Genomic DNA, 19,675 nt, shown 5'->3' with positions numbered 1-19,675 from the left:
AAGCTAAAAAATGGGAGAGTTTAGCATGAACATACACACAGGGGAAATTCAATTAGCTCCGTATAAGGAGAAATATAAAGAAGTTATACAAACATTTACTTTACCAAGTGAACAAGTTCAGTTTACATCAGATCCAAGCGCATTACTGGAGAAAGCAAAAAGTGATCATACAAAAAATGTGATTGTTATTTTAGATCGCAATGGGGTACCGGTGGGTCTTTTCGCATTGGAAACGGGAGATAGAGTAAAGGAGTTCACAGATAATGAGGATGCTTTACTTTTAACTTCATTTTCTATAAATCACAATAGACAAGGGAAGGGATATGCTAAAAAATCACTGTCACTATTACAAGAGTTTGTAAAACGTTATTTTCCAATAAAAAATGAAGTTGTACTTGCTGTGAATGAAAGAAATATTCCTGCACAAAATTTATATGCAAAAGTTGGTTTCCAAGATAAAGGTTTTAGAAGAATGGGACCAATTGGCCAACAAATAATAATGCATTTACCTATAATGAAATAATGAGATAGAAAACTTACTCTTGAATATTCAAGTAGTAGGTTTTTTTATTTTAACAATATATAATATATGTATATAAAATGAAACAGGAATGAAGGATATAAAAAATGAATCAAGATAGAAAATGGAATATCGTTGGAGGAAGAGTGATTAAAACTGGGATTGCAGTTTTTCTTACAGTGTTAGTTTGTGATTTTTTTAATATCCCAACTTGGAGTTATAAAAATGATTTAAAAGATTATAAACCAAATCATTATCATCACCATTTTTCAAGTGAATCTATTATTTTATTTGAGGTATTATCTATTCATGATATGTTAGAAGAATTAAAACAAATATCCGAGAAATATGAGTGGGAAAACCGATTCAATTGATAAGTTCATTTTACTGTGGGGGGGATAATATGACACTTTATATTGCATTACTAAGAGGAATCAATGTCGGTGGCCATAAAGTAATCAAAATGGCTGATTTAAAACGAGTGTTTGAATCAATAGGGTTAAAACAAGTGAAAACATATATACAAAGTGGTAATATTGTGTTCGAATCTGAGGAAGGTATAAACTTTCTAAAGGACCGAATACAATCTGAAATAAAAAAAGAATTTGATTTCGATGTTCCAGTCATGCTAAGAACACATGATGAATTTATAAATATTATTAAACAATGTCCATATGAAGTTCATTCATTGTTAGAAGGAGAAAGTGTTCATATTGCTTTTTTAGCTAATGTACTTTCTGAAGAAGAGAGTAGTCAATTGCTTACATTTAAAAATGAACTTGAAGATTGCTATATAGATGAGAAGGTCGTTTATTTATTTTTCAAAAATAGCATTCGAAATTCTAAATTAATGAACCAGTTTCAGAAGTCACATACACCAGCTACAGTTAGAAATTGGCGGACTGTGAATAAATTAAAAGCAATTGTAGAGAGTATGTAAATATAAAAAGATGAGGTTTTCTACATGTAGAAAACCTCATCTTTTTACTTATATTGTTTTGCAACTATGAGTTCGACAATAGGATAAATAAAGAATGAAGAGCAAATTGCGATGAACAGAGGGAGGTTTTTTACTCCATCTAAATTAGCCCCCATAGAAAATCCTTCGGAGAAGATTAATAAAAGGAACATTACAACTACAAGCACAAAATACGCAATTTTAAAGCTTTTATATGTAATTTGTTGTCCCATCTCATCTTGACTTTCTTCTGACACACCGTGGGGATCTCCCCAAGTAATGTGATTAATTAAATTACTAAGTATTAACGAAATAGCAAAAATCGTACCACCTAAAATAGAACCTTCAGTTATGTATTTATATGTGCCATGTACTAGTATTGCAATTAATGCTAAAACAATGATTATAAAAATAGTTTTTTTAGTATTCAATAAATAATTGCCCCCTCGATTGTAAAAAACTTTTTACAAATATAAGTATAAAATTGGAAAAGTATCATGTCAAATACTTTTTACACGAAATATGTAAGTATGCAATATTTTGGTTTTATGATAAATAAAAAATTACAATACATTTGAATGTAAAAGAATGGGCTCGCATATATTTGGAAGGGATGTCAGATTAATTTAGGGGGTAGTTATGTCTATACTTTTAAAAGCTGGTGCAGATGCAGGAAACAACGGTTTGAAGTTAATGGTGAAAGGGCAAGACCCTATTTTTATTCCGAGTATTTATTCTTTATATATAGGTGAGCCTACAGGACTCTTAGATGAGGTAGATGTTTCATTATCTGAATTAGAAAACCACATTGATGTGACTATAAGTTCGCCATCGTTAATGCTAAATAATGTACGATACATCGTTGGAGAAAAAGTTATTCAAGATCAATTAAAAGGTACTGAGGTAGAGAAGAAATCGAATAAGTCAACGGATGAGTTAATGGTTATTACAATACTATCAGGTTTGGCGGTAAGCGCTATGCGTCAAAGTCCAACTTCTAGCCATATTAATATTCGTTATGATTTATCTGTCGCTCTTCCTATGCAGCTTATTACACAAGAAATAGCTGCTGAAAATGCAAAACGTTATATGGGAAATCATAAGGTTATTTTCCATTATCCGAACGGACGCGATGTGACAATTAATGTTTCAATTGAGTATTGTAAATGCCTGCCTGAGGGCGCTTCTGGTACGTGGGGCATTGTATACGATGAAGAAGGAAATGTTGTGAAACATAAAATAGAATGTGAGCAAAATCAAGTTTCTGAAATTGATTTTGTAGATAAAACTCTACTTTCTTTTGATATTGGTGCAGGGACGACAGAAGAAGTCGTTTCATTAGGGGTGAATTTCCGTCCGCAACTAAGTAAAGGTTTATCTTATGGTGTAAAAGAGACGTTACTACAAATCATTACGAGATGGAACCGGAAGTATCCAACTAAAACGATTGATAGTATTACAGAATTCAATCAAATTTATTTAAATGATAAGCATCCGAGAAATACCTTATTAGTTGAGGAATCACAGCCAGCGCTATTAGGTTTAGCAGCACGTGTTGCAACAGATATTATAAATAAAATTGATGATATGAAAGACGATCCATACGTGTTTATTTATGGCGGGGGTGCAGTAATTATTAAAAACAGTTTAAAAATGATTTTAAAGCAAAAAGGACGACTCAAAAATGTAATCTTTGTAGATAATCCGTTATTTACAAATGCACGAGGATTATTAGTCTATACTTGTTCGCCAAAATATAGAGAGCATAAGCAAAAAGAGTTAGGATTTACAAACTTAACGATAAGTTAGTTGGTGGAAGTATGCGATCTAGGCGATATAAACGTGGTGATCGAGTAAAAATCAATATTCATAAATCGGTATCACCTGAAATGCTTGCGTGGCTGAATAAACAATCAAATCCAACTAATTTCTTCTTTTTTGCTGCGCAGCAACTATTTAAACAAGTTGGAGATATTGACGTTTCAAAAGCTTTACCAAGCAGCCATGTTTTCTCATTATATGTGGAGCCTTCATCCTTATTAAAAGTCGAAGTAAACCCTTTTAAAAACATGACACTAGACACAAATACATCCACCGAAAATGCAAAAAAAAAATTATGGGAATCTGTTGATCAATTAGATTGTCCATTTTTTTAAACATAGAAAAATATACAAAGTCCCCATCACTATACATACGAATACAGTGATGGGTTTTTGTTTGTAACTAGAAGGGGGCACAATTTGTGCCCCCTTCCATTAGTTATTTATCTAAATTTTAGATGTATGTTTAGAAACAGCGTTAATTATGCTTTCCCAGTCATCTGGATGGTTTTCATGGCCTGCCCCTTTAAGGGTTAATAGTACTGAGTTTGGAATTTCATCAATTAGTGCGAGGCCATGTTCAAATGGTAGTGCTGTATCGTCTGTTCCGTGAATAACTAATGTAGGTGCTTGTATGGATTGAAGTACACCTTCATATGCATCATCACCTTGAAGTAAAGCGTGATTAAACATACTTAATAAATTGTTTGCGCGTTCTATTTCTTGTTTTACTTGTTTATAAACTCTATTTTCATCAAATATTCGTTCTGATCCACATAATAGACGAGATCCTGAAACTAAATACTCTGCCACATCATTTTTATTTGCCCAATCTATACTTGTGCCATTTACATGATGTGTTAAAATCCTTTCATCCATTGGAGGTAAATCGCGAGTATTGTCATCAGATCCTATTACACTAGTCGCTAGTAAAGTCAGCGTCAAAATTCTTTCGGGATGTTTTACAGCAGCAATTTGAGCAATCATACCACCTAATGACATACCAAATAGGTGAGCTTTATTAATATGATAAGCATCTAGTACTCCAATTGCATCTTCAGCCATATCTGTTACTGTATAATTGGAAGTTCTAGGTTCATATGTAACAGAGCGTCCAACATCGCGATTATCAAAGCGAATAACAAATTTTCCTGTGTTCGCCAACTGTTCACAAAATTCTTCATCCCAATATATCATTGAACAAGTAGCTCCCATAATTAATAAAATAGCGGGATCATTAGAGTTACCGAAGCTTTCTGTACATATATCAATACCGTTTATTTTAAATATCTTTTCACTCATAAAGTTAGCCCCATTTCTTTTGAATTTAATTAATAATACAGTTTTGAATAATTCTAAGATGTGTGTAAGATTCTTTTTGAAATTCATCCCGCTATTTGCCGGGCAGTAAGAGCCCGATTGGTGAGGAATGATTAAAGTTTCACTTTATAATGCTTTTTGCATAATTACCCCCAAAAATAAGTATATGGTAATTCAAGGCAAAAAATTTTGAGAAATAATTGTATGTTATTAAAATAAACAGCAAGGAGGAGAGGAAATGAAAGCAATCGTTATTGATCGATATGGCAGTGTTGAAGAATTAAAAGAAAGACAAGTTTTAAAACCGGTTGTTAAGAATAATGAGGTATTAATACGTATTTATGCAACATCTGTTAATCCAGTTGATTGGAAAATAAGAAAAGGTGACTTACAAGAGCAGTTACGCTTTTCATTTCCAATCACTTTAGGATTAGATGTAGCTGGAGTTATTGAAGAAGTTGGAGAAGATGTAGAGTGTTTCAATATAGGAGATAAAGTGTTTACGAAACCTGAAAATATAGGAAGCGGCTCTTATGCTGAATTCATTGCAGTACAATTAGATTTAGTATCACATATGCCTAATAATATTAGTTACGAAGAAGCAGCTTCTATTCCTCTTGCAGGACTTACAGCGTGGCAAAGTCTTGTAGATTACGCAAAAATAAAAGAAAATGACCGTGTATTCATTCATGCTGGAGCTGGTGGCGTTGGAAGTTTGGCAATCCAAATCGCAAAATCATTTGGAGCTTTTGTTGCCACGACTGCTAGTAGTAAAAATAAAGAATTTTTACAGTCTTTAGGAGTGGATCTCGTTATTGATTATAAAAAAGATAAATTTGAAGAACTAGTATCAGATTTTGATATTGTGTTAGATACAATAGGTGGCGAAGTGCAAGAAAAAAGTTTTCGAATTATTAAACCTGGTGGTGTTCTAGTTTCCATTGTTCATGAACCACTACAAAAAGTAGAAGGAATAAAATCAGGATTTTTATGGCTAAAACCAAATGGAAAACAATTAGAAGAATTATCAGCTTTAATTGTAAACGGAAAAATCAAACCAATCATAAGTAAAGTGGTGCCATTTAATGAAGCAGGAGTTCAAGAAGCTCATATTTTGAGTGAAGGACAACATGTTAGAGGAAAGATTGTAGTTAAAGTGGAATGATAATAAAGATTACAGCTTATAGAGTAACTAGATTTGAATAACGAAAAAGCTCAACAATAGATAATATCCCATACTATACATTTTCATTTGCGGGTATTATTTATTGTTGGCTAATGTGATATTGCTTCTAACAAATACTTTTTCGTATTGTATCATATAATTTCTCTAATCCAATTTCCATATCTTTCTCGTTTAACATTGAATAGCTAATTCTTAATTGGTTATCATTTGTTTCGTAGTTTAATAGACAAGCTGTTCCTGGTAAAAAAGAGACATCTACTTCATTTGCTTTTTGTAATAAGGTAAAGGGATCTATCGAATCAGGTAGTGTCACCCATAAATTAAAACCTCCATTTGGTATTTCAAAGTGTAGTTCTTTTAATGGCGATAATATATCAATTGTTAAATCACGTCTCATTTGTAAAGCTGTACGTAATTTTTCTAAATGGTTTTTCATACGTTCTGCACGTAAAAACGGTAGAAGTGCCTTTTGTGTTAATAAAGGACTACCGATATCCATTGAACCTTTTACTGCATATAGCCATTCAAAAATAGGACCATCGGCAATAAGTGCTGCAATACGCAGTCCTGGTGCTAACGTTTTACTAAATCCTTTTATATATATTACGTGGCCATCCTTATCAAAACTTTTGATTGGGGGCGGGATTATAGCATCCTCAAAATATATTTCTCCGAAAGAATCATCTTCAATAATAAAAAATTGATATAGCTCCGATAGTTCTATAAGTTCCATTCTTCGTTCTTTACTCATTACTGTACCTGTCGGATTCTGGAAGGTGGGATTCGTATACAATAAAACGGGATTTTTAATTTGACAAATATCATCAATTAAGTCGGAGCGAACTCCATGATTATCAAGAGAAACGGGAATGATTTGAACACCTTTATTGATGAAAATATCAAGCGCAGCACTGTAACATGGACTTTCTACCAATACAATATCTCCAGGTTTTAATAATGTTTGAGCAATTAAATCAATTCCTTGTTGTGCGCCGCTTGTAATTAATAATTGAGATGGGTCTGTCACTAATTTCTGGTGTTCATGTAAGTAATTTGCTATTTCAACTCGCAATTCATAATCGCCTTGAACTGGCCCATAAGTTGCTAACAACATCGGATTTTTATCCAGCAATTTATGCATTTCATCTGCCAAAAATGGATTTGGTAACAGACGAGGATACAGAATTGCTTGTGAAAAATTATAATATTTACGGTGCTTATTCATTGCATATTGAGAACGCATAACATTAATCGTTTTCGTTTGTTGCCATTTATACGGAATTGGTTTGAAATCTTTCTTTACCCGTTTATATATGTAAGCACCTTTTCCTTGTTCGATGCGTATATACCCTTTCGTTTCTAACTGTTTATACGCTTTACGAACTGTTAATACATTGATTTGTAAATCTGTGGCCATACAACGTAAAGAAGGAAGAGATTCACCATGTGAAAGCATACCACTTTGTATTCTGTCAACAATTTGCATATATATTTGCTTGTAATACGGTATGTTTGTTTCTTTACGCAATACAATTTTCATAGGTTCACCTATTTTTCTTTTTAACTTAATTAAAGCGAAAAATATATAGGGAATCAACTACAACTTGAAGTAACTGTTATATGTACCGATACACTGTTATACACCATAGCCTCTATACTCATTCTAAGAGTAAAAAGGAGGAAGCAAAATGGTCATTTTTAATTACATTTTAGTATGTATTATTTTCGGGACAACATTTTTAACGATAAAAATTGGAATTGAAGCAGGGGCGCCACCGTTGTTTTCAGCAGGAATTCGCTTCTTTTTAGCGGGCATAATCCTTATGATTATTTTTAAATTAAAGCGAAAAGAAATTATGCCACATATATTTTCAAAACGCATTATGTATGCTGGATTTTGTTTAACATTTATGACATTCGCAAGTTTATATTGGTCAGAACAATATATTTCTTCGGGATTAGCTGCTGTTCTTTCTGCTACGGGACCAATGATGATTTTATTAATACAAGCAAAGAGGAATAGGGAGAAATTACAAAAGGAACAACTCGTTGCTTTAGTTATTGCACTAATAGGTGTTATATTTGTTTCTTTACCAGGAATGCATCAACAAGTAAGTTTCATATGGAGTATTGCTTGTATTGTTTTAGTTATAGGGGAGTTATTTTACGGAATAGGCTCTATTCGTTCGAAAGAAATACTGTCAGATTTATCAAATGTATCACCATTTCTTATTAACGGTATTCAAATGTTTTATGGAGGGATTTTACTACTAATCGCATCTATTATTGTAGAACAACCAAATGTAACCGTATTAACTTCATGGAGTGTGCAATGGCCTATTTTATATCTCATATTTATCGGATCGATTGGTGGACACGGATTATATTACTGGCTCTTATCAAAAACAAATCCAGTATTTCCATCGACGTGGTTATATGTATCACCATTAATTGCAATAATTGTGGGATATATCATTTTAGGAGAACCTTTAAATCCTACAATGGGAATGGGGGCTTGTCTTATATTGATTGGTGTATTTTTGGCCAATCGTTCAACACTACGGACTTATTTCAAAAAAGGGCGGTTATTAGAGAAGGAGATGTAGTTTAATAAAGCAATAGCCCTGTATATTACAGGACTGATAAAATCAAAAACACAGTTGGAAAAATAACCAACTGTGTTTTTGATAATTAATTCACTTTTTTAATAAAGCCTTTATAATAACGTTTTACAAGCTGGCTTTCTAACGTCTTCATAGTTTCTAGTGCTACACCGACAATGATAAGTAAGCTTGTACCACCAATTTGAGCAGAAGGTGGTAACGTAGCAATTTTCGTGAATACGAGCGGTAATATAGAAATAGCACCTAAGAAAATTGCACCGATAAATGTTAGACGGTATAGAATTTTAGTTACATATTGTTCAGTTGCTTTACCAGGACGAATACCAGGAACATATCCATTTTGCTTTTTCAAATTCTCAGCCATTTGTTCAGGATTTACTTGAATAAATGCGTAGAAGTATGTGAAAGCAACGATAAGACCGACATAAAGTGTCATTCCAATTGGATGTGCGAAATCAAGATTTGCAACTAACCATTTTGATACGCTTGAATCAGGGAAGAGCTGCGCAATTGTACGCGGCGTCATTAAAAATGCAGAAGCAAAGATAACTGGTATAACACCAGCACTATTTACTTTAAGCGGTAAATGAGTGTTTTTTGCTCCTTGATATTGATTGTTTCCTGAAACAGCTTTTGCATATTGGATCGGTATTTTACGTACAGCTTGTTGAATGTAAATAACACCAACAACTATCGCTAAAATTACGAGTCCAATTAAAATAATTTTTATTATGTGCATAAATAGCTGATCGCCAGCATTTTGGAATTGTTGTAAATAAATTTGATTTGCAACATTTGGAATGGCGGCAACGAGACCTGCGAAGATAATCATCGAAATACCATTACCAACTCCGTTAGCGGTAATTTGTTCGCCTAACCAAAGTAAAAATGCAGTACCTGCAGTTAAAACTGTCGCAATAAATAAGTATGTAGTCCAGCTTTGATCTGTTATTAATTGTCCACCTGCTATATTATTAAAGCCATAAGACATTCCGATGGCCTGTATGAATGCGAGAATGATTGTAAAGTATCGAGTGAATTGAGCTGATTTCTTACGGCCCATTTCTCCTTGCTTTGCCCATTCCGAAAATTTAGGTATAACATCCATTTGTAGTAACTGTACTATGATGGAAGCTGTAATATATGGTGTAATACCTACAGCAAAGATTGAGAAGTGTTGCAATGCTCCTCCGCCAAATACGTTTAACATACCTAGAACGTTAGCTTGATCTTGTACTTTTAATACCTCTGCGTTAGTATGAGGAACTGGAATAAACGTGCCAATTCGAAAAACGATTAACATCGCTAGTGTAAAAAGGATTTTCCTTCTTATCTCAGCTACTCTCATGAAATTTGAAATCGTACGAAACATTATGTCGCCTCCTATATTTTTATCAGTAAAAAACTGATTATTATACCCTATGAAGTAACCACAAACCTCCTTCCGCACTAAATTCATTTGACAAATGGATTTTCATACACTTTGTAGTTTTCACGGATATAAAAATATAAGGTGTTATATAAGCGACCTATACACTTCACGTAATCATTCAATACCCATAATATATCGAATAAATTAACAAATGTACATACATACGCATTAAAAATGAATAAATAGGGTCATTTTTTACATTTATTTAATGATAAATTGATAGGACATTATACTGGTAAATGCGCTTCGTATATTCCTTTAATCAATTAAAATCCTCCACCTTTTTATTTTCTTACAATTAATATATCGATTTAAAAAGAATGTAAAATCAAATAAAAGTATGAAAGTACATACTACTTTAGTAGTAATAGTAATCAATTATATTTCAATTCAAATTCATCTCCCGCTGATTAAAGTTTCACTTTATATGATTAGAGAATTCTTTTTATTTAAGAAGGAATAAATGTTAAAGAAAGCTAATTAAACAGTGTACATATTTATAGGGGAGAAGATATAAATGAAAGTTGTTATAAAAAAATTACCACCATTAGAAGTAGCGTATATAAGACGAACTGGTAGCTACTTTGAACCGCAAGATCACTGGGGAAAGTTACTGAATTGGTCAATTGAAAATAAACTGTATCCACCAGAGCAATCATTTATCGGAATATCATTGGATAATCCTGAACTTGTTGCAAGTCATAAGTGCCGGCATGATGCATGTATTACGATTCCTGAAAACTTTGATAAAGAAAAGTATCATACTGTGCAATTTAAAAGATTAGATGGAGGTACATATGGTCTATGCCAGTTCTATGATGAACCTCATAAATTAAGTGAAGCGTATCAATACATGTATGCAGAGTGGCTACCAAATAGTGAGTATGATGCAGATTATGATAGAGATAATTTAGAGTTTTGCTTAAATAATGTTGCTGAAGATCTAGAAGGAAAGTTAAAGGTTGATTTATTTGTGCCAATTAAAAATATATAAAAAACAAATAACTTCATTTGTGGTTTTAAAATGAAATTGGACTAGTAGTGAAAGAAAATCTTTTTTCGAAGATAATATTTCTAGCGTAGAAATTTAAGTATGTAGGCTGCAATGAAAGGAGAATCCACATGGATAAAATTGTAAATGACAAGTTTTATGAAACGAGAAATCAATTAGTTGAGGAAATTACTTTGTTGAGTAATGCTCAATTTAATAGGAAACCAGATAAGGATAAATGGAGTATTGCACAAATTTGTCATCATTTAGTTTTATTAGATGAGAGAGTGATAACAGTTATTTCGTCAGGATTAAAAAAGTTAGATAGTACCCAAAATGAGCGTAAAGAAATTCACACTATTTTATTAGATAGAACGAAAAAGTTTATAGCTCCAGAAATGATTGAACCAAGTATAGAACCATTTGAAGTGCAGCAAATGCTCAATATGCTAAACGAATCAAGAAAAGAATTGATGCGTTTCCTGAGTACAATAGAAGATGAGTCTGTATTAGCGAAAAAATCAGTGATGCATCCAGCTCTTGGAGAATTGCCCCTTGATCAGTGGATAGAACTGATCTATTTGCATGAACAGCGTCATATGTTACAAATCAAAGAGATAAAATTGCTTTGTGAAATTGAAAAGTAAAAATTATTCCCTAGTTATTGATACGTATTATAAACAAGGAAAATGGTTGATTCATATTGATTCAGAAGAAAACAAAAATAGAATGAAATTAGTTGAAAGTAACCAATAAGCTTAAGAAAATATGAAACTATCCGATTTTCTGTATAAGTGTAACCCCGTCTTAAATGAAGAGCGGGGTTATTTTTTTTGAAAGTGTTTTTATTTAGAAGGAAATAAATCAGCAACGAAATTCAAAAAATTAATCATCATAACATATTGTATATGCCCGTTTTAATAAATTGAAATAATGATAAATGATATGTTCTTATTTTGAAAGTACACTTCACACGCTTAAGGAAGGAGTATTCTGTCAGAAAACGATAAAATACAATTCTGTTAGGGGATGTATGCAATTTATTCTCTTTATTTTTGCAACAGAACCACCTTCAAAATTATCTTTTGTAGTTGAAGTTTCCTGAATAATAAGTTACATTTTTATAGTTCAAGCAACTTTATGAAAGTACAAAAAGGGGAGAAATATTATTATTATGCAAAAAATGAAATGGAAGAACTATGTATGTTACTTTGTAATTCTATTACTGCTTGGAACGGCAGTAATAGTCAAACCATCTATCTCTAAGGCTGAGGAATCTGAAGTTAATATTACATTGTTAGGTACTGCAGATATTCATGGTAGATTTATGCCTTGGGATTATGCGCTTGATGGAGCAAATATGAGTGGAAGTTTGACGCAGCTTTATACGGTTATAAAGAAGGTCCGTCAAGAAAATCCAAATACCATATTAGTAGATGCCGGGGATACAATTCAAGGAAACTCAGTAGAATTATTCAACGATAAGCCACAATCGCCAATGATGGTAGCGATGAATACAATGGGGTATGATGCCTGGGCATTTGGAAATCATGAATTCAATTTTGGATTAGATACATTGAAAAAAGTTAGTGAGCAATATAAGGGAAAAACGTTAGCAGGAAATATTTATAAGGAAAATGGAGAGCGCTTTCTTCCTGCATATACAATTGTAGAAAAAGGTGGAATTAAAGTTGGGATTATTGGTATGAATACACCAATGATTAGTGATTTTGAAAAAGGGACAGATCACTTAGATGGTTTAGTGGTGAAAAATCCGGTAGAAGAGACGAAAAAGGCAATTAAGGAATTAGAAGGTAAAGTAGATGTAATGGTAGGAGTTATGCATATGGGATTAGAAAATGAGAATGGTATCCCTGGTACTGGTGTTCAAGATATTGCAAATGCTTGTCCGGAACTAAGCGCTATTTTTGCGGCTCACATGCATAAACTTGTAAAAAAAGAAGTTGTAAATGGCGTAATTATTACAGAGCCAGATAAATATGGAACACATATTTCACGTATTGACCTTACTTTTACAAAGCAAGATGGGAAGTTGGTTTTAAAAGATAAAACTGCTACCGCTATACCTGTAAAAAATGCTGATGGAACAACGATATTATCTGATCCTACACTTGAAGAAACACTAACACCTTTTCACGAATATGCGAGAGGAGATGCAAATGTTGTAGTCGCTCAATTAAAGGGTAGAAATCTTGTTCCTGAAAATGAAATAAAGGGTATTCCAAGTGTTCAGATTCAAGAAACACCTTTATCAGATTTCTTTCATGAAGTCATGCTCTACTACAGTAAAGCAGATGTAGTAGCCCATCAAATTGATAATGATTATGCCCGTTTGGATACAGGTCCTATTAAGAAAAAAGATATTGCGTACAATTACCAATATGCCTTGGGAGAAATTACAGTATATAAGATTTCTGGAAAAGATTTAAAAGACTATATGGAATGGGCAGCAGGATATTTTAACTCATCTCGTGCCGGAGATGTAACCGTTAGCTTTGATAAAACCCGCCGTGCATCTAAATACAGTACGAACGATTTCTTTGGAGGCGTAAAATACGAAATTGACTTAACAAAACCATACGGAAGCAGAATTACAAATTTACGCTCTATTCGTACAAACAAACCAATCAAAATGAGCGATGTTATGACGCTGGGAATGAATGCATATAGAATGGAGGCTCTTCAGGCAAAAGGGGGAGCTTTAGAGGGGCGTAAGTTTGAACAAATTTGGTCATCTAAACAAGAGAATGCATTTGGAGAAACAGGTGGAACCATTCGTAACCTTGCTATTACATATTTAAAAGAGGTAAAGAACGGTGTATACACACCGAAAGTTATGCATAATTGGAAAATTACTGGTGTAGATTTACATTCTTCAGAGCATAAGGCTGTAGTTGATCTTGTGAATAAAGGGATTTTAGAAATTCCAAAAACAGAAGACGGAAAATACACAAATATAGCATCTATAAATACGAAAGATTCAATTACAAAAGAAGAGATTGTAGCACTCTCACAAAAAGCAAATATTAATCCAAATCAGTTTAAGCATATAAAAACAAAAGGTGAATTTTACAAAAAACTTAGTAGGATTACTAAAAAAATATAAATTATAAGGTTTCTTATAGTAATTGTTATTTTAATAGCATTAAACCCACTCTTACAATAGTAAAGAGTGGGTTTTTATGTTGTTATTTAGATATAAGTATACTTTTATTAGAATGAATATAGATAATTAATAACTAACCAATTGGATGAGCGTCTTAGGGAGCTCTTTTTTATTGAAATTAATGCATTTATATGAGTTGTTCTTTAATTGTAGCATCATCCTTAATTTATGTAATTTTGCATAATGTTACATAAATTGTGTATTTTCTCTTTTTTTAGACATTAATAGACAGTATACTTTGTACAAGCTTTCTATTTCAAAAATTATACGAGGTGAAATAATGAAAAACAAAAAGACATTAACTAAGGTAGCATTAACAACAGGATTAGCTTTAACAGCTGTGGCACCATATGGGGTAGGTCATGCAGAGGAAACAGATCAACTACAAGTTCAAATTCAGGAGGAATCGTTCCGTTCGGGTGAACTTACACAGCCGTCACAAAAGGCACCAGAAAATGTAGTAAAGGATGCACTTAAGGAGAAAACAGAACAAGCTCTGTCCCAAAAACAAGTCAATGGAGAAGCAGGAGTAGATTATAAAGTCCTTCAAAAACGTGGTTCGTATGATGGAACTACACTTGTGCGTATGCAGCAAACATACGAAGGAAAAGAAGTATATGGACATCAATTAACTGCACACGTAGATAATAAGGGTGTTATTAAAAGTGTTTCAGGCGATAGCGCGCAAAATTTAAAACAAGAAGAATTGAAAAAAACTATTAATCTATCAAAAGATGAAGCAAAACAATATATTTATACGAAATACGGGAACGATATCAAGTTTATTTCTGAGCCAGAAGTTAAAGAGGTTATTTTTGTTGATGAAAATAATGGACAAGCTAGCAATGCATACCAAGTTACCTTCGAAGCTGCAACACCAAACTATGTTTCTGGTACTTATTTAGTAAATGCACAAAATGGTGATATGTTAAAAAATATGGTAAAAGAATCTAACTTAAAAGCAAGTGAAAAACTAGTTGGAGCCTTAAAGAAAAGTAAACAAAGCAGCCTTACATCATTAACGGGAACAGGAAAAGATGATTTAGGTATTAATCGTTCATTTGGTATCTCTAAACAAAGTAATGGCAAATATGCTCTTGCTGATTATACAAGAGGGCAAGGCATTGAAACATATGATGTGAATTACAGAGATATTACTAAAGAAGAAAGCTATTATCCTGGTACATTAGCGACTAGTACTTCGGCAACATTTAACGACCCAAAAGCGGTAAGTGCTCATTACTTAGCAACAAAAGTATTTGATTTTTATAAAGATAAATACAAGCGTAATAGCTTTGATAATAAAGGACAAAAGGTAGTTTCAGTTGTACACGCTTGGGATTCTGAAGAGACGAATGATCCGAAGAATTGGCAGAATGCATTAAGTGCTAATAATGGAAGTATGCTTGTATATGGTGATCCTATTGTTAAAGCATATGACGTAGCTGGACATGAATTTACACATGCTGTTACTTCTAGCGAATCTAATCTTGAATATTACGGGGAATCTGGTGCGATTAATGAGGCACTATCTGATATTATGGGAACATCTATTGAGAAATACGTAAATAATGGAAACTTTAACTGGACAATGGGAGAACAAACAGGATCTGTTTTCCGTGATATGGAAAACCCAGCTTCTGTTCCATCTTCACTAGGAGTACCTTATCCAGATGATTACAGTGAATTTAACGATTTTAATGGATGGGATCAAGGCGGTGTTCATTTTAATTCAAGTATTATTAATAAAGTTGCGTATCTCATTGCAAAAGGCGGTACTCATAACGGAGTAACTGTTAAAGGAATTGGTGAAGATAAAATGTTTGATATTTTCTATTATGCAAATACTGATGAGTTAAACATGACTTCTAATTTCAAAGAATTGAGATCAGCATGTATTCGAGTGGCAACTAATAAATATGGTGCAAATACAGCTGAAGTTCAAGCAGTTCAAAAGGCATTCGATGCAGCAAAAATTAAGTAATTTAGAAATATAGTTATCATTCATATATTAATACATTATGAAAAACAGCTAATATCATTTTAAGGATATTAGCTGTTTTTTTACTTAGCAATGTATTGTTGGAAATAAACTGACTAAGCAATAATTAGGTGCGTTATCTGTAAGAAGTTGCGACAAATAAATAAGGTTTAAAGTGTGTAAAAACAGAAAATTAATAATATATTGACCTCTTGATAGAAAGTCTATAAAATGAAAGCGATAACAAACGATTGCTTTAAAATGATTTCCCTGACCTTTTAGCATTTACAAATATATGAGGGCATACACAAATCTATTTTTTTAAGCATTAATGCAAACGTTTTCGTATTAAAAGGTCATTGAAATACATACGTGAAAATAGCCAATATGGAGGTGAAGTTAAAGAGATTTCTAGATAAATTTAAGCAGTTTTATTCAGTGAAAGCATAATAAATCGTTAGTAATATTTGAAGAAAGGGTGTATGTGGTGCAAATTACAAAAAGATTAATTAATAAAAAAGTTTTATTACTTACTTTAATCATTATGTTATCATCTGTTTTCTCTTTTCAGAGTGTGAAGGCAGTTTCAAATTTGAAAACAACTGAAATTATCATTCATTACAAAGAAAAGCTTGGAAATACAAAAGACTGGAATCTTTGGTTATGGGGAGAAAATGCAAATGGTACATCTTATGAATTTACTGGTGAAGATGAATTTGGAAAATACGCTAAGATAAAAATAGACGGTGACTATAATCGTGTAGGATTTATAGTTCGAACAAATGAATGGGAAAAAGATGGTGGGGATCTTTGGATTGAAAATATAAAGGACGGTCGTGCTGAAGTATGGATTCTTTCGGGTGATGAAAAAGTATATAACTCTAAGCCTTCATCGGATCTCTCAATTCAAAAAGCAACTATTGATAGTTTCAATGAAATTACTGTAACGACTAATGTCCCGTTTCATATTAAGGAAAAGAAAATTGAAATTGAAGGCATTAAAATTAAAAATATTACTCCTTATGATACAAACAGTGGAGATATTACTAATAAGGTTAAAATAATTACGGAACAGAAAATTGATTTAAAACAAACATACAAAGTTAAAATTGAAAACTTAGCTGATACGAATACTGAAATTGGTAAAGTCATTCGTAGCGAAGAATTTGATAATTTATTTTATTATGGTGGCAACGATTTAGGAAATACATATACTCCGCAACATACAAAGTTCCGTTTATGGGCTCCTACTGCAAGCGAAGCGAAGTTAGTTACATATAAAAACTGGAACGATAAAATAGGTGCTGAAATAAACATGCAACAAGGTGAAAAGGGAACTTGGACAGCAGAACTAAAGGGGAACCAAAAAGGGCTCTTTTATACGTATAAGGTCAAAATTGGTGATAAGTGGACTGAAGCGGTTGATCCATATGTGCGTGCTGCTTCTGTAAATGGGGATAAAGGTGCAGTCGTTAATTTAGAAGAAACAAATCCGAAAAAATGGAAAGCAAACAAAAAGCCAAAATTTAAAAATCCGGAAGATGCTATTATTTATGAGTTACATGTACGCGATCTTTCCATCCAACCTGAAAGTGGTATTAAACAGAAAGGGAAGTATTTAGGTGTAACAGAAAAAGGTACAAAAGGGCCAAAAGGTGTAAAAACAGGACTTGATCATATAAAGGAGCTTGGTGTTACTCACGTTCAGTTTTTACCGATATTTGATTATGCTTCAGTAAATGAAGAGACTTTAAATGAACCGCAATATAACTGGGGATATGATCCTAAAAATTTCAACGTTCCAGAAGGCTCCTATTCTACAAATCCTTATGAGCCAACTGTTCGAATAACTGAATTAAAGCAAATGGTTCAAACACTACATGATAATAATCTTCGAGTAGTGATGGATGTAGTATATAACCATATGTATAACGCTGCTGAATCTAATTTTCATAAGTTAGTTCCAGGTTATTATTATCGTTACAATGAAGATGGAACATTTGCAAATGGAACTGGAGTAGGAAATGATACTGCTTCAGAAAGAAAAATGATGAGGAAATTTATGATAGATTCCGTAACATATTGGGCAAAAGAATACAATTTAGATGGATTCCGTTTTGATTTAATGGGTATTCATGATTATGAAACGATGAATGAAATACGTAAAGCTGTTAATCAAATTGACCCTTCTATTATACTACACGGAGAAGGATGGGATTTAAATACACCTCTTGCAGCTGAGCTGAAAGCAAATCAAAAAAATGCAGAGAAAATGAAAGGGATTGCTCATTTTAACGATAATATACGTGATGGGTTAAAAGGTAGTGTATTTGAGGAAAAAGAAAATGGTTTTATAAATGGAAAGGAAAACATGGAAGATCGTATTAAAAAAGGTATTACGGCAGGTATTGACTACGATACAAATTCGTCTACCTATCAAGATCCAGAGCAGGTGCTAACTTATGTGGAAGCACATGACAATCATACATTATGGGATAAACTTGAGTTAACTAATCCAGGTGACAGCGATGAAGTGCGAACACAAATGCACAAATTGTCTTCTTCGATTTTATTAACATCACAAGGAATTCCATTTTTACATGCAGGGCAAGAGTTTATGCGGACGAAATACGGTGATCATAATAGTTACAAATCTCCAGACTCAATTAACCAGATGGATTGGCTGCGCCGTGCAACGTTTAATAATGAAGTAGATTATATGAAGGGTTTAATAGAATTACGCAAAAAGTACTCAGCTTTTCGAATGACATCTGCAGAGCAAATAAAAACACACGTATCATTTATTGATGCTCCAAAAAATACTGTAGCTTATATAATAGAGGGGAATAAACATGAATACTTTACAGTGGCTCACAATGCAAATAGAGAAGCTGTTGAAATAACACTTCCATCGAAAGGGCCTTGGAAAGTACTAGTAGATGGCAAGCAGGCGGGAAGTAAACTACTTTATGTTGTCCATGACAATAAAATTAAAGTTCCTGCATTAAGTTCATTTGTCTTAAAAACAGAGAAACCGATTAAATAAAAGCGAAGAATGTGGAAATAAATACTGCATTGAGCAAATTTAACAAGGATTGCAAATGAAAAAAGCGAAGTGAAGATTATTCTCACTTCGCTTTTAAAGTTAATGTAATATAATTTCACATACTGTAATTATATTACAATTTAATAAAAGAAATAAGCAATAGATTATTTCTTTTATGACAGTAGGAGGAGAAGATATCTTTGAGTTTATTTATAAAATTACCTGAAATACATTCGTAATTCATATAATGTTTATTATATATTCGAACATATAACGAACTAGATATTCGAGTTGTATTAACTCCTACAAATCGTTTAAAAATAACAAAGGCGTAAAAAGTATATGGAATTAAAATAGAGAAAAGACACCATTCAAGGTGTCTTTTCTCTATTTTGAATATGAAATGTAAGTAACTCGATTGTATGTAATAGTATGTGATATTTTCACACTAACTGATTAAGAAAAATTTAAAACTCTTTTCTTAATCTATTTGTAATAAATTACATCATAAAATTTTATCGATATAATAAATAAAACTTTCTCAACATTATTTGATTTAATAACTATATTCAACCGCTCTCCAATCCATTACAATAATTTCACATTGGAA

General features: G+C 32.5%; 16 protein-coding genes. 12 read left to right on the top strand and 4 right to left on the bottom strand.

What is annotated here, in order from left to right:
* Positions 1–10 precede the first annotated feature (10 nt).
* The 3 genes from NST90_RS13315 to NST90_RS13305 all read left to right on the top strand — a co-directional run bounded on the left by NST90_RS13315 (position 11) and on the right by NST90_RS13305 (position 1,460).
* Positions 11–523, top strand: coding sequence for a GNAT family N-acetyltransferase (locus NST90_RS13315; RefSeq protein ID WP_116269174.1), 513 nt, complete (start codon positions 11–13; stop codon positions 521–523).
* Positions 524–627: 104 nt separating this feature from the next.
* Positions 628–894, top strand: coding sequence for an aromatic acid exporter family protein (locus NST90_RS13310; RefSeq protein WP_001070830.1), 267 nt, complete (start codon positions 628–630; stop codon positions 892–894).
* A gap of 29 nt (positions 895–923) precedes the next feature.
* Positions 924–1,460: a DUF1697 domain-containing protein gene (locus NST90_RS13305; RefSeq protein ID WP_000177388.1), complete on the top strand. Its 537-nt coding sequence runs from the start codon at positions 924–926 to the stop codon at positions 1,458–1,460.
* Positions 1,461–1,504: 44 nt separating this feature from the next.
* On the opposite strand, the gene NST90_RS13300 is transcribed toward NST90_RS13305, so the two are convergent.
* Positions 1,505–1,909: a hypothetical protein gene (locus NST90_RS13300; RefSeq protein ID WP_001093141.1), complete on the bottom strand. Its 405-nt coding sequence runs from the start codon at positions 1,907–1,909 to the stop codon at positions 1,505–1,507.
* Between the two features lie 208 nt (positions 1,910–2,117).
* On the opposite strand from NST90_RS13300, the gene NST90_RS13295 reads away from it, so the two are divergent.
* Positions 2,118–3,287 (top strand): ParM/StbA family protein, encoded by a 1,170-nt coding sequence (locus NST90_RS13295; protein WP_000025622.1) that lies wholly within the window; start codon positions 2,118–2,120, stop codon positions 3,285–3,287.
* Positions 3,288–3,298: 11 nt separating this feature from the next.
* Positions 3,299–3,634 (top strand): hypothetical protein, encoded by a 336-nt coding sequence (locus tag NST90_RS13290; RefSeq protein WP_001257760.1) that lies wholly within the window; start codon positions 3,299–3,301, stop codon positions 3,632–3,634.
* Positions 3,635–3,745: 111 nt separating this feature from the next.
* Here the strand turns inward: NST90_RS13290 and NST90_RS13285 are convergent, their stop codons facing one another.
* Entirely contained in the window at positions 3,746–4,600 is an 855-nt protein-coding gene (locus NST90_RS13285) for an alpha/beta hydrolase (RefSeq protein ID WP_001290788.1), read from the bottom strand.
* Between the two features lie 256 nt (positions 4,601–4,856).
* On the opposite strand from NST90_RS13285, the gene NST90_RS13280 reads away from it, so the two are divergent.
* Positions 4,857–5,783, top strand: coding sequence for an NADP-dependent oxidoreductase (locus NST90_RS13280; RefSeq protein ID WP_000644581.1), 927 nt, complete (start codon positions 4,857–4,859; stop codon positions 5,781–5,783).
* 127 nt (positions 5,784–5,910) lie between these two features.
* Here NST90_RS13280 and NST90_RS13275 read toward each other — a convergent pair whose 3' ends face one another.
* Positions 5,911–7,344 carry a PLP-dependent aminotransferase family protein gene (locus tag NST90_RS13275; protein WP_061113122.1) on the bottom strand — a complete coding sequence of 478 codons (1,434 nt, stop codon included), beginning with the start codon at positions 7,342–7,344 and terminating at the stop codon, positions 5,911–5,913.
* A gap of 148 nt (positions 7,345–7,492) precedes the next feature.
* Between NST90_RS13275 and NST90_RS13270 the strand changes: the two genes are divergently transcribed.
* Positions 7,493–8,410: an EamA family transporter gene (locus tag NST90_RS13270; RefSeq protein WP_000234337.1), complete on the top strand. Its 918-nt coding sequence runs from the start codon at positions 7,493–7,495 to the stop codon at positions 8,408–8,410.
* Positions 8,411–8,495: 85 nt separating this feature from the next.
* Here the strand turns inward: NST90_RS13270 and secY are convergent, their stop codons facing one another.
* Complete coding sequence (gene secY, locus NST90_RS13265) at positions 8,496–9,800, bottom strand: preprotein translocase subunit SecY (protein WP_339200158.1); 1,305 nt, start codon at positions 9,798–9,800, stop codon at positions 8,496–8,498.
* Positions 9,801–10,377: 577 nt separating this feature from the next.
* On the opposite strand from secY, the gene NST90_RS13260 reads away from it, so the two are divergent.
* The 5 genes from NST90_RS13260 to pulA all read left to right on the top strand — a co-directional run bounded on the left by NST90_RS13260 (position 10,378) and on the right by pulA (position 19,065).
* Positions 10,378–10,854: a GyrI-like domain-containing protein gene (locus tag NST90_RS13260; RefSeq protein ID WP_000869607.1), complete on the top strand. Its 477-nt coding sequence runs from the start codon at positions 10,378–10,380 to the stop codon at positions 10,852–10,854.
* 128 nt (positions 10,855–10,982) lie between these two features.
* Positions 10,983–11,498 carry a DinB family protein gene (locus NST90_RS13255; RefSeq protein WP_046392786.1) on the top strand — a complete coding sequence of 172 codons (516 nt, stop codon included), beginning with the start codon at positions 10,983–10,985 and terminating at the stop codon, positions 11,496–11,498.
* Positions 11,499–12,025: 527 nt separating this feature from the next.
* Positions 12,026–13,978: a 5'-nucleotidase C-terminal domain-containing protein gene (locus NST90_RS13250; RefSeq protein WP_088867800.1), complete on the top strand. Its 1,953-nt coding sequence runs from the start codon at positions 12,026–12,028 to the stop codon at positions 13,976–13,978.
* 340 nt (positions 13,979–14,318) lie between these two features.
* Complete coding sequence (locus NST90_RS13245; protein WP_000791448.1) at positions 14,319–16,022, top strand: M4 family metallopeptidase; 1,704 nt, start codon at positions 14,319–14,321, stop codon at positions 16,020–16,022.
* Between the two features lie 484 nt (positions 16,023–16,506).
* Positions 16,507–19,065: a type I pullulanase gene (gene pulA / locus NST90_RS13240; protein WP_046392784.1), complete on the top strand. Its 2,559-nt coding sequence runs from the start codon at positions 16,507–16,509 to the stop codon at positions 19,063–19,065.
* The last annotated feature ends 610 nt before the right edge of the window (positions 19,066–19,675 follow it).

This window comes from Bacillus sp. FSL E2-8900 (assembly GCF_037966225.1).
Taxonomy (GTDB): domain Bacteria; phylum Bacillota; class Bacilli; order Bacillales; family Bacillaceae_G; genus Bacillus_A; species Bacillus_A cereus.
Note: the sequence above shows the minus strand (reverse complement) of the source record. Positions and strands in the feature narration are given on the sequence as shown.